This is a genomic window from Gymnodinialimonas ceratoperidinii (assembly GCF_019297855.1).
Taxonomy (GTDB): domain Bacteria; phylum Pseudomonadota; class Alphaproteobacteria; order Rhodobacterales; family Rhodobacteraceae; genus Gymnodinialimonas; species Gymnodinialimonas ceratoperidinii.
Genome location: NZ_CP079194.1, coordinates 1789739 through 1808478, shown reverse-complemented (window position 1 = coordinate 1808478; position 18740 = coordinate 1789739). Strand labels below are relative to the sequence as shown.

At 65.5% G+C, this 18740-nt stretch carries 17 protein-coding genes; 6 read left to right on the top strand and 11 right to left on the bottom strand.

Features of this window, described 5'->3' with window-relative positions:
* Positions 1–8: 8 nt before the first annotated feature.
* The gene (guaD, locus tag KYE46_RS08815) at positions 9–1295 is read left to right on the top strand and encodes a guanine deaminase (protein WP_428845084.1); all 1287 of its coding nucleotides are present in this window, start codon (positions 9–11) and stop codon (positions 1293–1295) included.
* A 113-nt stretch (positions 1296–1408) separates the two neighbouring features.
* Here the strand turns inward: guaD and glmM are convergent, their stop codons facing one another.
* Together glmM and folP are read right to left on the bottom strand one after the other, a co-directional pair.
* Positions 1409–2752, bottom strand: a complete 1344-nt coding sequence (glmM, locus tag KYE46_RS08810; protein WP_219004951.1) for a phosphoglucosamine mutase — start codon at positions 2750–2752, stop codon at positions 1409–1411.
* Between the two features lie 30 nt (positions 2753–2782).
* Positions 2783–3790, bottom strand: coding sequence for a dihydropteroate synthase (gene folP / locus KYE46_RS08805; protein ID WP_219004950.1), 1008 nt, complete (start codon positions 3788–3790; stop codon positions 2783–2785).
* Positions 3791–3896: 106 nt separating this feature from the next.
* On the opposite strand from folP, the gene KYE46_RS08800 reads away from it, so the two are divergent.
* The gene (locus tag KYE46_RS08800; protein WP_219004949.1) at positions 3897–4340 is read left to right on the top strand and encodes a GNAT family N-acetyltransferase; all 444 of its coding nucleotides are present in this window, start codon (positions 3897–3899) and stop codon (positions 4338–4340) included.
* Here KYE46_RS08800 and KYE46_RS08795 read toward each other — a convergent pair.
* From KYE46_RS08795 to KYE46_RS08770, 6 genes are all read right to left on the bottom strand, one after another.
* Positions 4333–5253, bottom strand: a complete 921-nt coding sequence (locus KYE46_RS08795) for a dihydroneopterin aldolase (RefSeq protein ID WP_219004948.1) — start codon at positions 5251–5253, stop codon at positions 4333–4335. The genes KYE46_RS08800 and KYE46_RS08795 overlap by 8 nt on opposite strands.
* Before the next feature lie 127 nt (positions 5254–5380).
* Entirely contained in the window at positions 5381–6067 is a 687-nt protein-coding gene (locus KYE46_RS08790; RefSeq protein WP_219004947.1) for a cell wall hydrolase, read from the bottom strand.
* Positions 6068–6228: 161 nt separating this feature from the next.
* Complete coding sequence (locus KYE46_RS08785; protein WP_219004946.1) at positions 6229–8766, bottom strand: putative PEP-binding protein; 2538 nt, start codon at positions 8764–8766, stop codon at positions 6229–6231.
* 121 nt (positions 8767–8887) lie between these two features.
* A complete protein-coding gene (glyS, locus tag KYE46_RS08780; protein WP_219004945.1) occupies positions 8888–10987 on the bottom strand; it encodes a glycine--tRNA ligase subunit beta in 2100 nt (699 codons plus the stop codon).
* Between the two features lie 62 nt (positions 10988–11049).
* The gene (locus KYE46_RS08775) at positions 11050–11505 is read right to left on the bottom strand and encodes a DUF6446 family protein (RefSeq protein WP_219004944.1); all 456 of its coding nucleotides are present in this window, start codon (positions 11503–11505) and stop codon (positions 11050–11052) included.
* The gene (locus tag KYE46_RS08770) at positions 11502–12449 is read right to left on the bottom strand and encodes a glycine--tRNA ligase subunit alpha (RefSeq protein ID WP_219004943.1); all 948 of its coding nucleotides are present in this window, start codon (positions 12447–12449) and stop codon (positions 11502–11504) included. Before KYE46_RS08770 ends, KYE46_RS08775 begins: the two co-directional genes overlap by 4 nt.
* A 249-nt stretch (positions 12450–12698) precedes the next feature.
* Between KYE46_RS08770 and KYE46_RS08765 the strand changes: the two genes are divergently transcribed.
* Positions 12699–14456, top strand: a complete 1758-nt coding sequence (locus KYE46_RS08765) for a serine protease (RefSeq protein ID WP_219004942.1) — start codon at positions 12699–12701, stop codon at positions 14454–14456.
* Between the two features lie 195 nt (positions 14457–14651).
* Here the strand turns inward: KYE46_RS08765 and KYE46_RS08760 are convergent, their stop codons facing one another.
* From KYE46_RS08760 to KYE46_RS08750, 3 genes are all read right to left on the bottom strand, one after another.
* Positions 14652–15212, bottom strand: a complete 561-nt coding sequence (locus KYE46_RS08760; RefSeq protein WP_219004941.1) for a fasciclin domain-containing protein — start codon at positions 15210–15212, stop codon at positions 14652–14654.
* A 146-nt stretch (positions 15213–15358) separates the two neighbouring features.
* On the bottom strand, positions 15359–16111 hold the full coding sequence (locus KYE46_RS08755) for an anti-sigma factor (protein WP_219004940.1): 753 nt from the start codon (positions 16109–16111) through the stop codon (positions 15359–15361).
* Entirely contained in the window at positions 16108–16650 is a 543-nt protein-coding gene (locus KYE46_RS08750) for a sigma-70 family RNA polymerase sigma factor (protein ID WP_219004939.1), read from the bottom strand. Before KYE46_RS08750 ends, KYE46_RS08755 begins: the two co-directional genes overlap by 4 nt.
* A gap of 136 nt (positions 16651–16786) precedes the next feature.
* Between KYE46_RS08750 and cobS the strand changes: the two genes are divergently transcribed.
* The 3 genes from cobS (at position 16787) to KYE46_RS08735 (ending at position 18675) form a co-directional block, all read left to right on the top strand.
* Positions 16787–17776, top strand: a complete 990-nt coding sequence (cobS, locus tag KYE46_RS08745) for a cobaltochelatase subunit CobS (RefSeq protein ID WP_219004938.1) — start codon at positions 16787–16789, stop codon at positions 17774–17776.
* A 64-nt stretch (positions 17777–17840) separates the two neighbouring features.
* Positions 17841–18089, top strand: coding sequence for a hypothetical protein (locus tag KYE46_RS08740; RefSeq protein ID WP_219004937.1), 249 nt, complete (start codon positions 17841–17843; stop codon positions 18087–18089).
* 97 nt (positions 18090–18186) lie between these two features.
* Positions 18187–18675: a hypothetical protein gene (locus KYE46_RS08735; RefSeq protein WP_219004936.1), complete on the top strand. Its 489-nt coding sequence runs from the start codon at positions 18187–18189 to the stop codon at positions 18673–18675.
* The last annotated feature ends 65 nt before the right edge of the window (positions 18676–18740 follow it).

Genomic DNA, 18740 nt, shown 5'->3' with positions numbered 1-18740 from the left:
AGATGACCGTGGCTGAACGATTGATTCTTGGGCAAGTCCTGTGCTTCGAGGGCGACCCGCGCAAGTTGGGCGTGGAGAGCGTGCGCCATGAGACCCATGGCGCCGTCCTGATCCGCGACGGCCTCATCGCCGAGGTGGGCGAGGCCCGCGCCCTGCGTGCCGCCCACCCCGAGGTGCCGGTGACGGACCACGGCGCGGACCTGATCCTGCCGGGCTTCATCGACGCCCATGTCCATTATCCCCAGACGGCCATGATCGCCTCCTGGGGCAAGCGTCTCATCGACTGGCTCAACAGCTATACCTTCCCCGAGGAAGCCCGCTTCGACGACCCCGCCTACGCGGCCGAAATCGCAAACCGATACCTGGACCTTCTCACCGCCAATGGCACCACGACGGCTGCCAGCTATTGCACGATCCACCCCACCTCCGTCGACGCTTTCTTCGAGGCCGCGCAAAGCCGCAACATGCGCGTGCTTGCGGGCAAGACCTGCATGGATCGCAACGCGCCGGACAATTTACGCGACACCGCGCAATCCGCCTACGATGACAGCCGTGAGCTGCTGAGGAAATGGCACGGCACGGATCGTCTGAGCTACGTGATCACGCCGCGTTTCTCGCCGACCTCCTCGCCGGAACAACTCAGTGCCCTTGGCGCGCTCTGGGCCGAGCATCCCGATTGCCTGATGCAGACCCACCTGAGCGAGCAGACCGACGAGATCACATGGGTCCGAGACCTCTACCCCGACGCGCGCGACTACCTCGATACCTACGAGAGCCACGGCCTGCTTGGAGAGCGCGGCCTCTACGGTCACGCGATCCATCTGGAGCCGCGCGAAATCGACCGCTTGGCCGACGTCGGCGCCGCCGTGGTCCACTGCCCGACGTCCAACACCTTCATTGGCTCCGGTCTCTTCGACATGGCTCTGGCCGACAGGATGCCCGTCGGCCTAGCGACCGATACCGGCGGCGGGTCCAGCTTCTCGATGCTGCGCACCATGGCTGCCGCCTACGAGATCGGGCAATTGCGCGGCCATGCGCTGCACCCATCCGAACTTCTATGGCGCGCCACCGGCGGCTCTGCCGAGGCGCTGCACCTCTCCGACAAGATCGGCCGACTGGCACCCGGATATGAGGCTGATCTCTGCATTCTCTCCCTGACCTCCACGCCCGCCATCGCCCAACGCGCCACCCGCGCCGACAGCATCTGGGAGGCGGTCTTCCCCACCATCATGATGGGCGACGACCGCGCCATCGCCTGCACCTATATCGCGGGCGTTCCGGTCAAGCGGACCTGACCTCTTCCTCGTTCCCGAAATATCCCGGGGGGTCGCGCTCTTCGCAGAAGAGCGCCGAGGGGGGCTGGCCCCCCTTCCCGTCCAATCCGATCAAAGCCGCCCGTCAGAGCGGGTCAGACCGCGTCTTCCACCGCGCCCACGATGTCATCGACAACGGCGGTCATCAGCGCCTCGTCCTCGGCTTCCGCCATGACCCGAATCAGCGGCTCCGTTCCCGATTTGCGGATCAGCAAGCGGCCCGACCCGTTCAACCGCGCCTCTCCGGCGGCAATCGCGGCCTTTACGCCCGGAGCCTCAAGCGGTGTCGCACCCGCCCCGAAGCGGACGTTCTTCAGAAGCTGCGGCACGGTCTCGAAATTCCGTGCCAAGGTGCTGGCGGATTGGCCCGTCCGAACCATCTCGGCCAGGAATTGCAGGCCCGCGATAAGTCCGTCACCGGTGGTCGCGTAATCGGTCATCACGATATGGCCCGACTGTTCGCCGCCAAGGTTCAAGCCGTGGGCGCGCATGGCTTCCACCACGTTCCGGTCCCCCACCGGCGTCCGGTGCAAGGTGATGCCACTCTCCGTCAGGAACCGCTCCAGACCGAGGTTCGACATGACCGATGCCGCCAATGTCCGCTCCTTCAGACGTCCAACCTCGGACCAGCGCTTCGCGAAGAGCGCCATGATCTGGTCGCCGTCCGCGATCGTGCCGGTCTCGTCGATCAGGATCACCCGGTCGGCGTCGCCATCAAGGCAAATCCCCAGATCCGCGCCTGTCTCGCGCACCTTTTGCGCCGCTGCTTCCGGCTTGGTCGAGCCGCAGCCAAGGTTGATGTTCAGACCATTGGGTTCGACGCCGAGGGCGATCACTTCCGCCCCAAGCTCCCACAAAACCTCCGGCGCGGCGCGGTAGGCGGCGCCGTGGGCGCAGTCGATCACCACCTTCAACCCGTCCAGCCGCACGTCCGAAGGGAACGTCGATTTCACCCGCTCCACGTAGCGGAAACGGCCGTCGTCGATCCGTTTCGCGCGGCCGATATCTCCGGACTGAACCGGGTCCACGCCGTCGAGGGTCATCTGTTCGATCGCGGCTTCGGCATCGTCGTTCAGCTTGAAGCCATCAGGCCCGAAGAACTTGATCCCATTGTCTTCCGCCGGGTTGTGACTGGCCGAGATCATCACGCCCACATCGGCGCGCATGGAGGGTGTCAGCATCCCGACTGCGGGCGTCGGCACCGGGCCGAGCAGCAGCACGTTCATCCCGGTCGAGGTGAAACCCGCGGTCAGCGCGTTCTCGATCATGTAGCCGGAAAGCCGCGTGTCCTTGCCGATCACCACGCGGTGCGCCGCCGAGCCGTCACGGCGGAAGTACCGCCCCGCCGCCGCCCCCATCCGCAGCGCCATGTCAGCGGTCATCGGATAATGGTTCGCCTGACCTCTGACGCCGTCGGTCCCGAAAAGTTTGCCTGTCATAACCGTCCCCGTACCATGCCGGCGCGAATTCTACGACGCGCCGTGGGATGCGCGCCACAGCGCGATTGCCTGTTTGTGCATCTGAATATCGTGAACGCGCAACAGTTGCACGCCTTGTCCAAGCGCCCATAGGCCAATGCCCGCCGATCCCGGCCCCCGCCGATCGGCCTGTGGCTCATCTCCGATGGCGCCGATGAAGCCCTTGCGCGACACGCCCAGAAGCACGGCGCAGCCAAGGCTGTGGAAAAGCGATAGGCGCTGGATCAGCGCGAGGTTCTGCGCCTGCGTCTTGCCAAAACCGATGCCGGGATCGACAACGATCCGGTCACGCGCCACACCCGCCGCGCGCGCCTGCGCGATGGCATCTTGCAGCGCGTCATAGACGTCGAGGACCACGTCCCTGTAGGCCCCCGCCGCTTCGGCCTGCATCGTCTCGGGCGTTGAGAGGGAGTGCATGAGGATCAACGGCGCGTGCCTCTCGGCGGCGACATCGGCAAGTTCGGGATCAAACCGCAGACCCGAGACATCATTGAGAATGCTCGCGCCCGCATCTAGCCCGGCACGGGCGACCGACGCTTTGCGGGTGTCCAGGCTGACGAGAATACCTGCGGAATCAAGCGCTTCGATGACCGGTGCGGTCCGGGAGATCTCTTCCTCCGGCGCAACGTAGGCCGCGCCGGGGCGCGTGGATTCGCCGCCGATATCGATCAGGTCCGCGCCTTCCGCCATCATCTCCAGCGCCCGCGCGACGGCCTCTGCCTGACCCGCATGTTGGCCGCCGTCCGAGAAGCTGTCCGGCGTGGTATTCAGGATGCCCATCAACCGGGGCTCATCAAGACTGAGCCCGGCGAGGGGCGCGCGCGGCGCGGTCATCGCGTCAAGCACGTCGTCGGGCACCTCCTCCAACGGCACGATCGCGGAAGGCTCACCCCGCCGGAGCCGTTCCACCCGGTCAAACCAGGCCCACCCTCCGGCGAGGCTGCGGGCGCCCGTGGGACGGGCGGGATCAAGGCTAGGTATGGCGCGCCAATAGGTCATGACGCGAGGTAGCGCCCCGCGCGCAGCGACACAAGAGCGTCGGCTCGCCGCGAGGGAACCCAATCGAAGGCTCGCGCCCATGGCCAAACTCTGTCACCATGGGTTCATGCCGACGAAAACTCAATTCCGCACCCTGCGCCTGACGGGCCTGCCCCCTGCGCCCAGTGCCGCGCCGCTTTACGAGCTGTTGTTCGAGGACAAGGCCAAGGGCGCCTTGGTCCGCGATATTCAGGACTGGTCACGGCATTCAATTGCGCCCTGGACGTTGAGCCATGCGGGAAACGAGGTGGGTGTGGGCGGCTTCCGCATCGGCTTCGCAGAAGAAGGACTGGAGGTCTTGTTCCACTTCGTGCCTGAGGTCTGGGGCCAGGGTCTCGCCAGCGAATTTCTGAACGCCGCACTGGAATACGGGCGGGGTGAGTTGCGCGAGGAGACTTTCTTCGGCTTCGTCGATCCCGAGGATAGCGCCTCGCTGCGCGTCATGGAGAAGGCAGGCTTTGCCGCGACGCCCGACCACGTGGACGGTCTGCAGCTGATGCGCTCTAGCTGAGGTCCGGCAACGCGTCTGCCGGGTACGCATCCGGCCCGGTTTGATCGGGCGCACCAAGGGTGATGACGCGCTGTGCCTCGAAGGCGTCGGCAAGCCAGAGCGCCAGCGCCACCGGGTCGGTCACATCCGTTCCCGGCCCGCTCACCGCATCCAGAACCAGTTTCGACGGCGCCCAGACGCTGATCTTGCCCTGTTTCATCGCCCAATCCAGCTCGGTCCGGCTGTCGACCACGACGCAGCGGCTGTCTCGCGCCGCAAGGACCCACGCGGATTGCTCGATTGCCAACAGCGCGATGCGCCGTTGCGGCAACGGATGGGCTGCCTTTGGCGCCTCAGTCTTCGGGGCGTCGACGCAGAGGATCAACGGCGCGTCGGCGCCCTCCAGAGCGTCGAGCAGGTCCGAGAGGTCATCGCGGTGGATGACCTCATCGGCCAGGTAGACGACGATCGGGTGCGGCGCGGCCTCGGCGAGCAGGCGCAGGCGCCGTCGCCCTTCCGGAGCATCGCGCATGATCTCCACGCCGAGCGTATAGGGGCCGCGGTCCAGCTTGCCGATGCGGACGAACACCCGCGCCGCCAACGGATGCTCCAGAATACTGTCCGCGATGCGCGCCGCCAGCGTCTCCAGCAGGTTGACCCGCTCGGCGGCAAGGGCCGCGTCGATGGATTCCGCGATGGTGTCGTAGCTGAGGATCCGGTCCACGTCATCGACAGCGCTTTCGGCGCGTGTCTCGACCTCGACCACCACGTCGAAGCGGATTTTCTGGGTCACGCCGCGCTCTGCCTGGAACGCGCCGATCTCGACCTCGCGCACGTGGTCCGTCATCGAGATCCGGTCACGGGGTGTGCTGCCGGCAATCGCCTTGGCCCGCTCGGACGGATGGTTAAAAGCTTGGGAAATCTCGTCCGACATGCGCGTGGCCTCGAGTTGGGATGAGGTCGTCTAACACGCCAAGACCACGCCGCAAGGGCCAGCTTGCGGCGTTGACCCGTCCAAACCCGACCCGCCGACCCCAAGGATCGACCGGTCCGAGGGACGCTCAGTACTGTTGGCGGTAGAACTGGTGAATGCCGATCGAGGCGGTCTGCGGATAGACCCGCGCCCAACGGGGGCTGACCCAATCGGCATGGTAGTGGGTCGCGCCCTCGGTCAGATCGCGGGGGGCGCCGTCCATCATGATGCGTGCGATATGGCCGAGGCGGTGCATCGCGGCCGTCTCCGTCATCTCGTCCGAGAGCCCGTCGCAGGTGTAGGTGAACTGGCACGCGAAACGGCGGCCCGTGCCTTGCGTGATCACGCCGCAGATCGTGTCGGGATAGTTCGCCGCGTCGACGCGGTTCAGGATCACTTCGGCCACGGCATATTGGCCGATGATCGGCTCGCCGCGCGCCTCGAAATAGAGCGCTTGGGTCAGGCACTGCCATTCCGCGTCACCTTCAGGCGCTCGCAGGGCGTCCAGCTCGGCCGCTTCCATGATGCGGCTGTCATCCTGTGCGCCCTCGCCCTCGTAGGCAGAGCCGATCTGGCGCAGGCGGCTGGCGTTCAGGGCGGACAGCGATGCCGCCTCCATCCCCATCAGCTGATCCAGAACTCCCGAAAGCCCTTGATCGGCTGCCGAGGTGCCCAATGTCACGTCCGTTTCCGAGAGGTTCTGTGCGCCCGCGCCCGTGCCGGCGCACAACGCCAAAATGCCCGCGCCGAGCGCGGACAAAAACCGTACCGTCATAATCTTACCCTTCCAGGGAATTGGCCGGTCCCATTCTGTCGCGGGTCCTGACCATCCATTTCGCGGGCGTAGTTAACTCAGATTAACAAAGAAGCAAAATTGACCCTAATTCCAGCGGAACACGGTTTCGGACCCCCTAGATATAGCGTCTGACGTTAAAGCTAAACTTTAACGTCGAGAGCCAAGCCTTTGTCACGAATGGCAAATTGCGCAGCCGCCAGCTTCGCGACCGGCACGCGGTACGGCGAGCAGGAGACATAGTCGAAGCCCGCACGGCGCGAGAAGTCGACCGACTCCGGGTGGCCCCCGTGTTCTCCACACAGGGCGAGGGTCAGCTCGGGTCGCGCGGCGCGCCCTCTTTCGGCGCCGAGCAGAACCAGCTCTCCCACGCCATCGACGTCAAGCTGGCGGAACGGGTCCTCCGAGAAGACACCCTGCTGCACATAAGCCGACATGAAACGCCCGGCATCATCGCGGCTGAGACCGTAGGTCATCTGGGTCAAGTCGTTGGTGCCAAAGGACAAAAACGCTGAATGCTCGGCGATCTCACCGGCACGCAGAGCGGCCCTCGGGGTCTCGACCATGACGCCCAGGCGGTAGGTAAAATCCACCCCGGACTTGGTGCGCACTTCGGCTGCGATGCCGTCGATGGCCGATTTCACGATCTCGACTTCACGACACGCGGTGACCAGCGGGATCATGATCTCGGGCACGATGGCCGCGCCTTTCTCGGACGATGCCACGGTCGCCTCGAAGATCGCGCGGGCCTGCATTTCGTAGATTTCCGGCACGGTAATGCCGAGCCTCACGCCGCGCATCCCGAGCATCGGGTTGAATTCCTGCAATGCCTCGATTCGCTGCGCCACGCGGCTGACGGGCAGATCCAGCGCTTCGGCGAGGGCCCGGATCCCCTCCCGATCGCGGGGGAGGAATTCGTGCAGGGGCGGGTCGAATAACCGGATGGTGACCGGTTGGCCCTTCATCAACTCGAACAGCTTGATGAAATCTTCGCGCTGCATCGGCAGGAGGCGGTCGAGCGACGCTGCCCGGTCCTGCGCGTTCTCGGCAAAGATCATCTCGCGCATCACGGTCATGCGGATGGCGTCGAAGAACATGTGCTCAGTCCGGCAGAGGCCGATGCCGTCAACCCCGAAGCGCTGCGCCATCGCAGCGTCCTCGGGCGTATCGGCGTTCACCCGGATACCGATATCGCGCGCATCATCGGCCCATTCCATCAGCTTGGCGAAAGCGCCGCCGAGGGCCGGTTCGATCATCTCGGCCGCGCCGACCAGAACCTCGCCGGAGGAGCCGTCCAGCGTGATGATGTCCCCCTCGTGGAACACCCTGCGGCCCGGCACCGTAATGGTCTTCTTGCGGGGGTCCAGCTGCAGGCTTGTCGCGCCTGCCACGCAAGGCAGGCCCAGACCGCGCGCGATCACGGCGGCGTGGGAGGTCACGCCGCCCCGTTCCGTCAGGATCGCCTGCGCCGCGTGCATCCCTCGAATATCCTCGGGCGAGGTTTCCCGACGCACGAGGATACAGGGCTCTCCGCGCGCGGCAGAGGCGGTGGCGGCCGTGGTGGAGAACACGATCTTGCCGGTGGCCGCACCCGGCGCGGCCGGAATGCCCGTGGTCAGAACGTCGCGGTCGGCGCCTGCCTTGACCTGCCGGTGCAAGAGCCCGTTGAGCGTATAGGGCGGGATGCGGTTCAACGCCTCCTCCCGCGGGATCACCTTGCTTTCGGCCAGCGCCACGGCTACCGCGACTTCGGCGCGGGCGGAACGCGGGGTGCGCACGGCATCAAGGATCGACAGCTCACCATCCATCAGCGTGAACTCGATCTGCATTTCTTCGCGCAGGCGCTTGCGCATCAGCCCGTGGGCGTCGCGGAGTGCCTGAACCTGCTCGGGCGCGACATCTTCCAGCGCCGGGCCGCGGGGATCGCTTTCGATGAATTGCGCGGCTCCTTCCGTCAGCGCCTGCCGCCCCTGACCACGCGGCAGATAGCGCCCGGTGATCTGCGGCTCGCCGGTGTCGGAGCTGATGAACTGCACGACGCCAGCACCGGATATGCCCTGCGCCGGGCCAAGCGCCATCTTTTGTACTACGAGGCCCAGACCCGCATCCGCCGGCGCACCTTGGGCCTGCCGCAAGAGCCGCGCCGTCGTGCCTTCCCAAGCCCGCGCCATGGAGCGCAGGACCTCGGCCAATTGCACGGTGGGGTCTTGCGGAAAGGGCTCTTCCATCTCGGCTTCATAAGCGGCTTTCGCCAGACGGGGGGTGATGGGGCCCTCAAAATCGTCCGCATCCAGCCGGTGCACATGGACCGCGTAGGAGCGAATGAAGCGTGTATAGACGGCGCCCGCCACGTCGGGGCCATGGGTCTCGGCCAGCGCATCGGCGGTCGCGTCGCACATGCCGACGTTCAGGATCGTGCCGGGCCCGCCCCAGTCAGGTGTCTCGGACGAGGAGCGCACGGAGAGCAGCGCGCCGGGGCCGAACAGCCCGACAAGCGCCTCCAGATCCGGCATCCGCCCATCGGCAATCGCGCGCACTGTGTCGAAGCTGAGCGCCACCGTCGGCGGCACCGGCATATCGAGCCGCACCAGCCGCTGCAGACATTTTGCACGGTTCCCGTGCCGGTCCTTGCGGATGGCGGCTGTCGGGGTGATCTCGGCAAAGTCAGGCGTGGTGAGCATAGGCTCGCCTCCGGGTTCAGTTGCGCGAAGGATACAGCCCGAGCCATGACTGTCCAGTTAACCGGACAGGTTTGTGACAGATTTACACGAAATGTTGCTGCGCTGCGGCGTATGCGGCCTCTCAGCCCTCGATCCGGGACAGGTCGGCGACCGCGCCGCAGATCTGGGTGATATCGTGCAGCAAGTTCAACCGGTTGCGGCGGATGATATCGCTGTCGGCATTGACCTGAACCGCCTCGAAGAACGCGTCGATCGGCGCGCGCAGCTTGGCCATTTCGCCCATTGCTTCCTCGAACCGCTCATCCTTCACAGCAGGCACGATGGCCTCGCGCGCGGTGGCCAAGGCGGCGAAGAGGGCCTTCTCCTCCGCCGACTCGGCATATTTGACGTCCGCGCCGAACCGATACTCCACGCCATCCTTCTCCTCGGCCTGTGCGAGGATGTTGGCGGAGCGCTTATACCCCTGGATCAGGTTTTCGCCATCGCCGGTGTCGAGGAAAGCCTGCAACGCGCGGGCGCGGGCCACGACGAGGGCGATGTCGTCGACAGGCTCCATCGAGAGCGCCGCGTCGATGACGTCATGGCGGATGTTTTCGGCCTTCAGGTGAACCTTCAGGCGGTCGTGGAAGAAGGAGAGGAGGTCGTGGGCAAGCGCCGTTACCTTGCCGGCGTCCTCACCCTCTGCGGTCAGCCCGTGCAGCGCCAGTTGATGGGTGACAAGTGGCCTCAACGAGAGGCGCAGCCCGCCATCCAGAACGATGCGGATCACGCCCAGGGCCGCGCGACGCAGCGCGAAGGGGTCTTTCGAGCCGGTGGGTTTCTCGTCGATGGCCCAGAAGCCCGTCAGCAGGTCCAGCTTGTCGGCGAGCGCAACGGCGACCGACAGGGGAGCGGTCGGCACGTCGTCGGTGGGGCCGAGGGGGGCGTAATGCTCTTCCGCCACGGCAGCAATGGCCGGGTCGAGGCCCGCTTCCAGCGCGTAATACTTGCCCATGGTGCCCTGCAGTTCAGGAAACTCGTAGACCATTTCCGAGCTGAGGTCGGCCTTGGCGATCCGCGCGGCGGTCTCGGCGGCGGTGGGGTCTGCATCGACCAGCGGTGCGATTTCGCGGGCCAGTGCCGCGATGCGCTCCACCCGCTCGGATTGGCTGCCGAGGCGGCGCTCGAAGGTGACGTTCTTCAGGCTCTCGCGCCAAGCGGTCATGCCGTCACGGGCCACGGCCAAATCGTTGTCCCAGAAGAATTTACCGTCGGCGAGGCGCGCGAAGAGAACCTTGGAATTACCCGCGATGATCGTGGCACCGTCATCGGCCGTGGCGCGGTTGGCGACGGTGATGAAACGCTCGATCCGCCCCGTCGCGGGGTTGCGGACGGAGAAGAACTTCTGGTGCTCGCGCATGGAGGTTTGCAGCACTTCGGCGGGCAGCCCCATGAAGTCCTCGGCGATCTCTCCCATCAGCACGACGGGCCATTCCACGAGGCCCGCGACCTCGGCCAGCAGGCCCGCGTCTTCCACGACTTCCAGCCCGGCCGCGAAGGCCATGTTGGTGGCGTCATGCCAGATCGCATCGGCCCGGTCCTGCGCCGAGAGGACCACATGGGCCTTGCGCAGCTTGGCGGAATAATCCTCGAAGGAGGAGACGGCGAAGCGGCCCGGCGCCATGAAGCGGTGGCCTTCGGTCGTGTTGCCGGCCTCGATGCCGTCGACGTCGAAATTGACGACTTCCGAGCCGTCCTCGCGGGTCAGAATGCAGAGAATGGATTGCAGCGGGCGGACCCATTTCAGGCTGCCCGAGCCCCACCGCATGGACTTCGGCCAGGGGAAAGTACGGATCACTTGCGGGATCAGCTCGGCGATGATGTCTTTCGCCTCGCGCCCCTCGGTCGTGACCTTGGCGTAGTAAAAGGTGCCCTTCTTCTCCTCACGCTCCTCAAGCGCATCGCGGCTCACCCCTGCCCCGCGCAGGAAGCCCTCCAGCGCCTTATCCGGCGCGCCCACCTTGGGGCCGCGGCGTTCTTCCGAGGTTGTCGGCGAGGCATCTGTCAGCCCCTCCACCGTCAGCACCAACCGGCGCGGCGTGACGAAGGTGCCGGCAGAGGCGTAGGTCAGCCCGGCCTCGACCAGCCCGTCGGTCACCATCCGCTTGAGGTCCGCGCTCGCGCGCGCCTGCATCCGGGCGGGGATTTCCTCGGAGAAGAGTTCCAGCAGAAGGTCGGGCATTTGGAGCGTCCTATTGATCGTCTGGCGCGCAGCGGCGCGGGTAAAGGTTTGAAATGGCGGCGTTATTCAAGCGTGCCGTTGAGTTGGGTCCAAGCGTAGCCGCGCCCGTCGGGAAACGTCGCGACAACCAGATCCACGCCGCGGGCGGTGTCGAATGCGCCGAGGTAGGCTTGCGCCGTGCCCGCCTCCAAGGCTTCGCCGAGGGCGGTGGCGTCAAAGCAGTCGAACCACGCGGGCGGGATCAGGGGCGTGGGGTCTTCATATGGCATGGCGTCGACGAGCGGCGCGGGATCATCGAGCGTGAAGCAGGCGCGGAACCGCAGCGGAGAGGTCGCCGCGTCGATCGCCTCGGCGTTGCTGACGTCGAGCGGGACGAGCGTACCGTCCTCGGTCTGGACGGTCAGCACGAGATCCTCCACCGGCGCGTAATAGGCGCGCGTGTTGGTGTACCACAGCCCGAGACCGAAGATGATCGTGGACAGCACGATCACCACCACGATGATGCGTCCCGAGGTCACGCGACCTGCGCCCCGTCCGCAACATCCGCGCCACCGGCGGCGGTCTGCACGAAGGCATCGGCGCACATCTTGGTCAGCGCGCGGACCCGGCCGATGTAAGCCTGACGCTCGGTCACCGAGATCACGCCCCGCGCATCGAGCAGGTTGAACATGTGGCTGGCCTTGATAGCCTGATCATAGGCGGGGTGGACCATGATGATGTGTTTGCCGGTCTTGGGATCGATCGCCTCGTGGGACAGCAGTTGCTGACACTCGGCCTCGGCATCCTCGAAATGGCGCAGTAGCGTCTCGGTGGTGGCGGCATCGAAGTTGTGGCGCGAGTATTCCTCTTCCGTCTGGCGGAACACGTCCCCATAGGTCAGCGGGATCGGCGCATCGGGATCGTTGTAGGGCATGTCCATGACGTGATCGATGCCGAGAATATAGATCGCCAGTCGCTCCAACCCGTAGGTCAACTCGCCCGAGACCGGGTGGCAATCGTGCCCGCCGACCTGCTGGAAATAGGTGAACTGCGAGACTTCCATCCCGTCGCACCAGACCTCCCACCCCAGGCCCCAGGCCCCGAGGGTCGGGCTTTCCCAGTCATCCTCCACGAAGCGGATGTCGTGCAGGTCGGTGTCGATCCCGATGGCGCGCAGGGACCCGAGGTAGAGGTCCTGCAGGTCGGGCGGGCTTGGTTTGATGATCACCTGATACTGGTAATAATGCTGCAAGCGGTTCGGGTTCTCGCCATAGCGCCCGTCGGTCGGGCGGCGCGAAGGCTGCACGTAGGCCGCCGTCCATGCCCGGTCGCCCAGAGAGCGCAGCGTGGTGGCCGGATGGAAGGTGCCCGCGCCCACTTCCATGTCATAGGGCTGCATGATCGCGCAGCCCTTCGCCGCCCAATAGGCCTGCAGGCGCAGGATGATCTCTTGAAACGAACGTGGAGTGCTGGCCTCGGTCATCGGTGATCGGCTCCGGAATAGCGGGTTTGGCGCGATGACTAGACGGGGCGCGGGCCGTGGTCAACAAAGCGCGCCCCCTGTCCTGCCGCGCAGCGTGGCGCATATGGGTCACGCTGCCAGACACACTTGCGGAAACCTATTGCAAAACGGGGTGCAATCCCGCCAAAGCGGTCGTAAGTTCACGATCAAATTGCGCGGGCCGGCAATGGTCTTGCGTTCCAGCATGACAGACAGGGTACCGTATTAATCATGGCGACGCGTTTTTTGCAGGGGCTCCTCGCCCTGACTTTTGTTGTTTTCGGGTTTGTGAGCACCGCTCAGGCGCAAAACCAGGTCTGGGTCCAGATCGAAGCTCATCCGAACCTTGCCACCGCCGAGCAGCGCGTGCGCGCCTATTCGCAGCTGGTCGACAACGTGAACGGCTTCCGCGCAACCACGGGCCTCTATGCCGTTTCGCTTGGCCCCTTCGACCCTGAGACCGGCCAGCTTGTCTTGCAACGCCTTCTGGGCCAGGGCCTGATTCCGCGCGACAGCTATCTTGAGGACGGCGGCCTCTACGCCACGCAATTCTTCCCCGTTGCCGCAGGCGCTCTGGACGAGCCCACCGACGCGACCGATGCGGATACCGACGCAGATGCTGAAGCTGCGGAAGAAGTTGCAGAGCCGGTCGAGACCGCGCCGCTGGACGAGACCCCGCAGCAGGCACGCCAGTCCGAAGCCCTCCTGACCCGCGAGCAGCGCGACGAGTTGCAGATCGCCCTGCAGTGGTTCGGCTTCTACAACGGCCGCATTGACGGCGCGTTCGGTCCCGGCACCCGTGGCTCGATGCAGGCCTATCAGGAATCGCGCGGGATGGAGCCGTCGGGCATCCTTACCACCCGTCAGCGTGCGCAATTGTTGGACGAGTACCAGAGCGAACTCGCTGCGCTCGGCATGCGCAACGTGCTGGATCAGCGCGCCGGCGTGCAGATCGACCTGCCGATGGCGATGGTGGAATTCGACAGCTACAACTTCCCCTTCGCGCAATACGAGGAAATCAACGACAGCGGCGTGCGGGTGATGCTGATCAGCCAGCCCGGTGACCGCGCGACGCTCTTCGGTCTCTACGAGATCATGCAGACGCTGGAGATCGTCCCGCTCGAGGGCGAGCGCGAGCGCGGCGCCGACAGCTTCACACTTACCGGCCAGTCGTCCGAGCTGCGCTCTCACACCGAGGCGCGTCTCGTGGGCGGGGCCGTCAAGGGCTTCACCCTGATCTGGGAGCCTTCCGCCGACGAGCAGGTCGCCCGCGTCCTTCCGATGATGCAGGAAAGCTTCCGGGCCGTGGATGGCACGCTTGACCCTGCCGCCGTGCCTGAGGGTCTGGACGAAAGCGTCGACATGGTCTCGGGCCTCACGGTGCGCCGCCCCGACGTCGTGCGGACCGGTTTCTACATCGATGCACGCGGCACGGTCCTGACGACCACGGAAGTCGCCGGGCAATGCGGCCAGATCCTGATCGACAACGCCTATGAAGCCTCGGTCGCTTACCGCGATGACACTCTCGGCATCGTCGTGTTGAGCCCGAACCAGCAGCTCGCGCCCCTGGGTTTTGCGCAGTTGGCAAGTGATCCGGCGCGCCTGCGCTCCGAGATCGCCGTGGCGGGCTATCCCTTCGGTGGGGCGCTTTCCTCGGCCTCCACGACCTTCGGCTCGCTGGAAGACTTGCGCGGCATGAACGGTGAAGAGACGATGCAGCGCCTCGCGGTCGAGACTGCCGACACCGAGGCCGGCGGCCCTGTCCTCGACCTCTCGGGCAACGTGATCGGGATGGTTCTGCCGGGCACCATCGGCAACCGCGCCCTGCCCTCGGACGTCACCATGGCGCTGCGCGCTGACCAGCTGATCGGCGTTCTGGCGGACGCGGGTGTGTCGGTCACGCAGGCGCAACCCGTGGGCGCGCTGAACCGCGAAAACCTGAGCCGCGAAGCCGCCGACATGACGGTGCGGGTCAGCTGCTGGAACTGACGCGCCGCCTCCAAGAGGCAGCGGCGACATAATAAGGCCGGGCACATGACGTGCCCGGCCTTTTCCTTTTGGCGCTTCCCATATTGGGACACTCACACAAGGGACAGATGGACGTGTAAGAATGGGTCGCACCGTCAGGATCTGGAAAGAAAGCAACCGACCCCTCCTCGCGACGGGGTCAGCCAGCCTTCAGACTTAGCCTGCGGGGAGCAGAACCGTGTCGATCACGTGGATCACGCCGTTGGACTGATCGACATCGGCGATGGTGACAGAGGCAACCTGGCCCTGCTCATCGGTCAAGGTGATCATCTCGCCGTCCATTGCCGCGCTCAGGGTGCAGCCGCCAAGCGTCTCCACATCATGGGCGCCGCCGTCGTCGGCGATCATGCCCGCGATGGCGTCAGAGAAAACCTCGGCGCCCACCACGTGGCAGGTCAGGATCTCGGTCAGGCGGTCCCGGTTTTCCGGCATCAGCAGGGTTTCGACCGTACCTTCGGGCAGCGCCGCGAATGCGTCGTCCGTGGGTGCGAAGACCGTGAAGGGACCGTCGCCCGACAGCGTCTCGACGAGACCGGCTTCAACCACGGCTGCGACCAGCGTGGTGTGGATCGGGGAGTTGCTCGCGTTCTCGACGATGTTCATTTCCATCATCATGTCGGCACCGCCAACCTGCGGGTTCGTCGCGTGGGCGTCAGCAAAAGCTGCGCCGGACAGAAGTGCGGTTGCGGTGAGCGTGGCAGCAAAATTCTTGATCATTTAAGATGACCTCCTGGTGGTATTGGCCGGGTCGTCGCCCGGTGACAGGAGAAGCCACGTAACGCTGCGCCTACTTGTTTCAGAGCATGCGAATTATTTTGAGAAAGTTTCAAAAGCGTGCGCAGAGCCGTTGTTTTGCAAACGGATCAGAGCGCGACGAGCGTGCCGAGCGCGAGGATCTCTCCGGTCGGTGCGCCGGTCGGAGAGCCACCGGGCGGCTCGTCCGAGATCGCCAGCGCCGCGCCGACCGAGAAAAGTTCGGCCGTTTCAGCATCGGGGACCAAAGTCGTCAGCGCGTCCTCATGGAGCACGCCGAGAGAGACCGGCGCATTGTCGCCCGCGATCACCCACAGCTCCTGTGCGCGCCCCGGAGCCATTTCGCCCGCGACCCGGCGCACTTGCAGAATGCCGGAAGGCTCCCGCGTGACCGCCAACCCGAGGGTCGAGCCCTCGGTCGGGATCAGATGCGTCATCAAGAGCGTGCCCGCCGGGATGCCTGCCTCGGGCCCCTGTGTGTCCGGCCCCGGCGTGCCGGGCCCATCCGTGCCTTGCTGCATGTTCGGCAGCAGCACCGCGCCCAGCGCGGCAAGGGCAGCGGCGGAGGTGACGAAAGACAGGCCGCGCCAGAAGGCGACCCGGTTCCAGAGCGAGGCAGAGGGCAGCCCGAAGAGCCGCGCTTCTATCGCGTCGCGCAATCGCGGCGGCGGAGCTACGGGGTCGACTTCCAGATCAGCCATGGTTGCGAAATGACTTTCCCACCGGCGCACTTCGGCCAGAAGCGCGGGCTCGGACCGGAGCCGTGCCTCGAAGGCCACCCGTTCGGCAGGCGTCAGCAGCCCGAGGACGTACTCGGCGGCCAGCGGCTCTGTCTCAGGTGTGGTGTCAGGCCGGTCGGTCACGACGCAAGGCACTCCTTCAAACTGTTCAGACTGCGACGCAGCCATGTTTTCATCGTATTCAGCGGCACGTCGTGTCGCTGCGCCATATCCTGATAGGAATGGCCTTCCAGATATACGCCGCGCACGGCGCTGGCACGATCCGTGTCCAGCTCGGCCAGGCAGGCCATGATCCGCCCGGCCTCGCCCGCGGCAATCGCGGCCTGCTCCGGCGTCGCACCGGGCGCCTGAACCTGCACGACATCGTCGATGTCGTCGGTCGGCGGCCCGCCCGCACGAAGCCTGTCGATGGCCGCGTTCCGCGCGATGGTAATCAGCCAGGTCATCGGGCTGTGCCCCGTCACCCGGTAGCGGTCTGCCTTCTTCCAGACCTTCACGTAGACGTCCTGCAAAACGTCCTCCGCTCCTGCCCGGTCCTTCAAGACACGCAGGATCACGCCGAAAAGTTTCGCCGACGTCGCAGAATAAAGTGAAGAAAAGGCCGCGCGGTCGCGCAGTTGGATGCGCGAGAGGAGTTCTTCAAGGTCTTGCGGCGTCGTCATTGCCTACCCAAAGCATACTGCGGACCACCGCGCCAGTCATGATTGTGCGGTAAGGCGGCTCTGCCCTTCCCCTTGCAGCCCCTCGATATATGTTGCATCCCGACGCGACGCGATTTTTCAGATCTTTGAGGGCACCATGGACGACGGCAACAGCTTGAGCATCGATGCAAAACCCACCGAGGAGTTTTCGGTTCGGGAAGTGTTTGGCATCGACACCGACATGAAGGTGAAGGGCTTTGCCGAGCCGACCGACCGCGTGCCCGAGATCGACCCGACCTACAAGTTCGACCCCGACACCACCCTCGCGATCCTCGCGGGCTACGGCTACAACCGCCGCGTGATGGTGCAGGGCTACCACGGCACCGGCAAATCGACCCACATCGAGCAGGTCGGCGCACGGCTGAACTGGCCCACCGTGCGGGTGAACCTCGACAGCCACATCAGCCGGATCGACCTGATCGGCAAGGACGCGATCAAGCTGCGTGACGGCAAGCAGGTGACGGAATTCCACGAAGGCATCCTGCCTTGGGCGCTGCGCAACCCTGTCGCCATCGTCTTCGACGAATACGACGCCGGCCGCGCGGACGTGATGTTCGTGATCCAGCGCGTGCTGGAGACCGACGGCAAGCTGACGCTGATGGACCAGAACGAGATCATCACGCCGAACCCGAATTTCCGCCTTTTCGCCACGGCCAACACCGTGGGCCTCGGCGACACCACGGGCCTCTACCACGGCACGCAGCAGATCAACCAGGCACAGATGGACCGCTGGTCGCTCGTCGCGACGCTGAACTACCTGAGCCATGACGCCGAGGTGAACATCGTTCTCGCCAAGCAGCCCCACTACAACACCGAGGCCGGTCGCAAGACGATGAGCCAGATGGTAACCGTGGCGGACCTGACGAGGACTGCCTTCATGAACGGCGAGCTCTCGACCGTAATGTCGCCCCGGACGGTGATCAACTGGGCGCAGAACGCCGAGATCTTCCGTGACGTGGGCTATGCCTTCCGCGTCTCCTTCCTCAACAAGTGTGACGAGCTGGAGCGCCAGACCGTGGCGGAATTCTACCAGCGCTGCTTTGACGAGGAACTGCCCGAGAGCGCCGCGTCGATGAGCCTTGGCTGATCCGAACCGACGGACCGAGCGCACGGAAAACCCCGGCCCGCGCAGGCGGCGTACTGGATCTTGGGTGGCCGTCACGGTCACCCTCCTCGCCGTCCTGCAGGTCGGGCCCTCGCTCTACATCATCGTCTCGCGCGGCCTGATCGGCCACATGGATTGGCCGGGCTACACGGCCTATCAACTCGGCAGCCTCATCGTGCCGCTCCTGCTCGGCTCCATCGGGCTCCTGCTGCGACGCCACCGTGGCCTCGGATACCTGATCGCCTCGCTGCTCGCCTTCGGGCTGCTGAGTCTCGGCAGCTTGGCGCAACTCTGAGCACCGCGCGGCCTTTCCCGGCAGCGTCTCTGTCCCGTCGTCCTCCCCCGACTTTTCCCCTCGACCGGACCGGCGCTCCTGCGGCACACTTCGATTCATGACCCTCCGCCTCACCCTGCTCCCGCTCGCCCTGCTCGCGGTAGCCGCCTGTCAGCCGAGCTATGACGCGGGCGAGACCGTCACGCTTGCTGGCGGCGAGCGGTGCGTGGTCCTCGGCCCTGCCCCTGAAGGCACCCGGCTTGACTGCGCGACGCGAGGAGAGATCATCGCGGACCTCCGCCCTCCGGACATCAACGCGCAACTGGACCCCGAGATCGCCCCGGGGGTTCAGCTGAGCGACCTTCCCGGCGTGCCTTCGCTTCCCACGATTCCGCAATCCGAAGCCGAGGCCGCCTGTCGCGCCTCGCACTACGCCGAGAACCGGGTGCGCGGAGAGGTGCGCGGCGCGGTGGAAGGCGCTGTGCTGGAGGCCGCGGGTCTGCCCGGCAATACGCTTGGCCTGATCCGCCGCAGCCAACGGATCGCGCGGCGCATCGAGGGCCGCCCGGCGCCCGCCAGCACCCCCGATCCCTGCGACGGCCTGTAGACGTCAACGGCGCGCCCGCAGGAATTTGCAAATTCCTGCCCAACGCCCTTGCAAGGGCGTTCTCC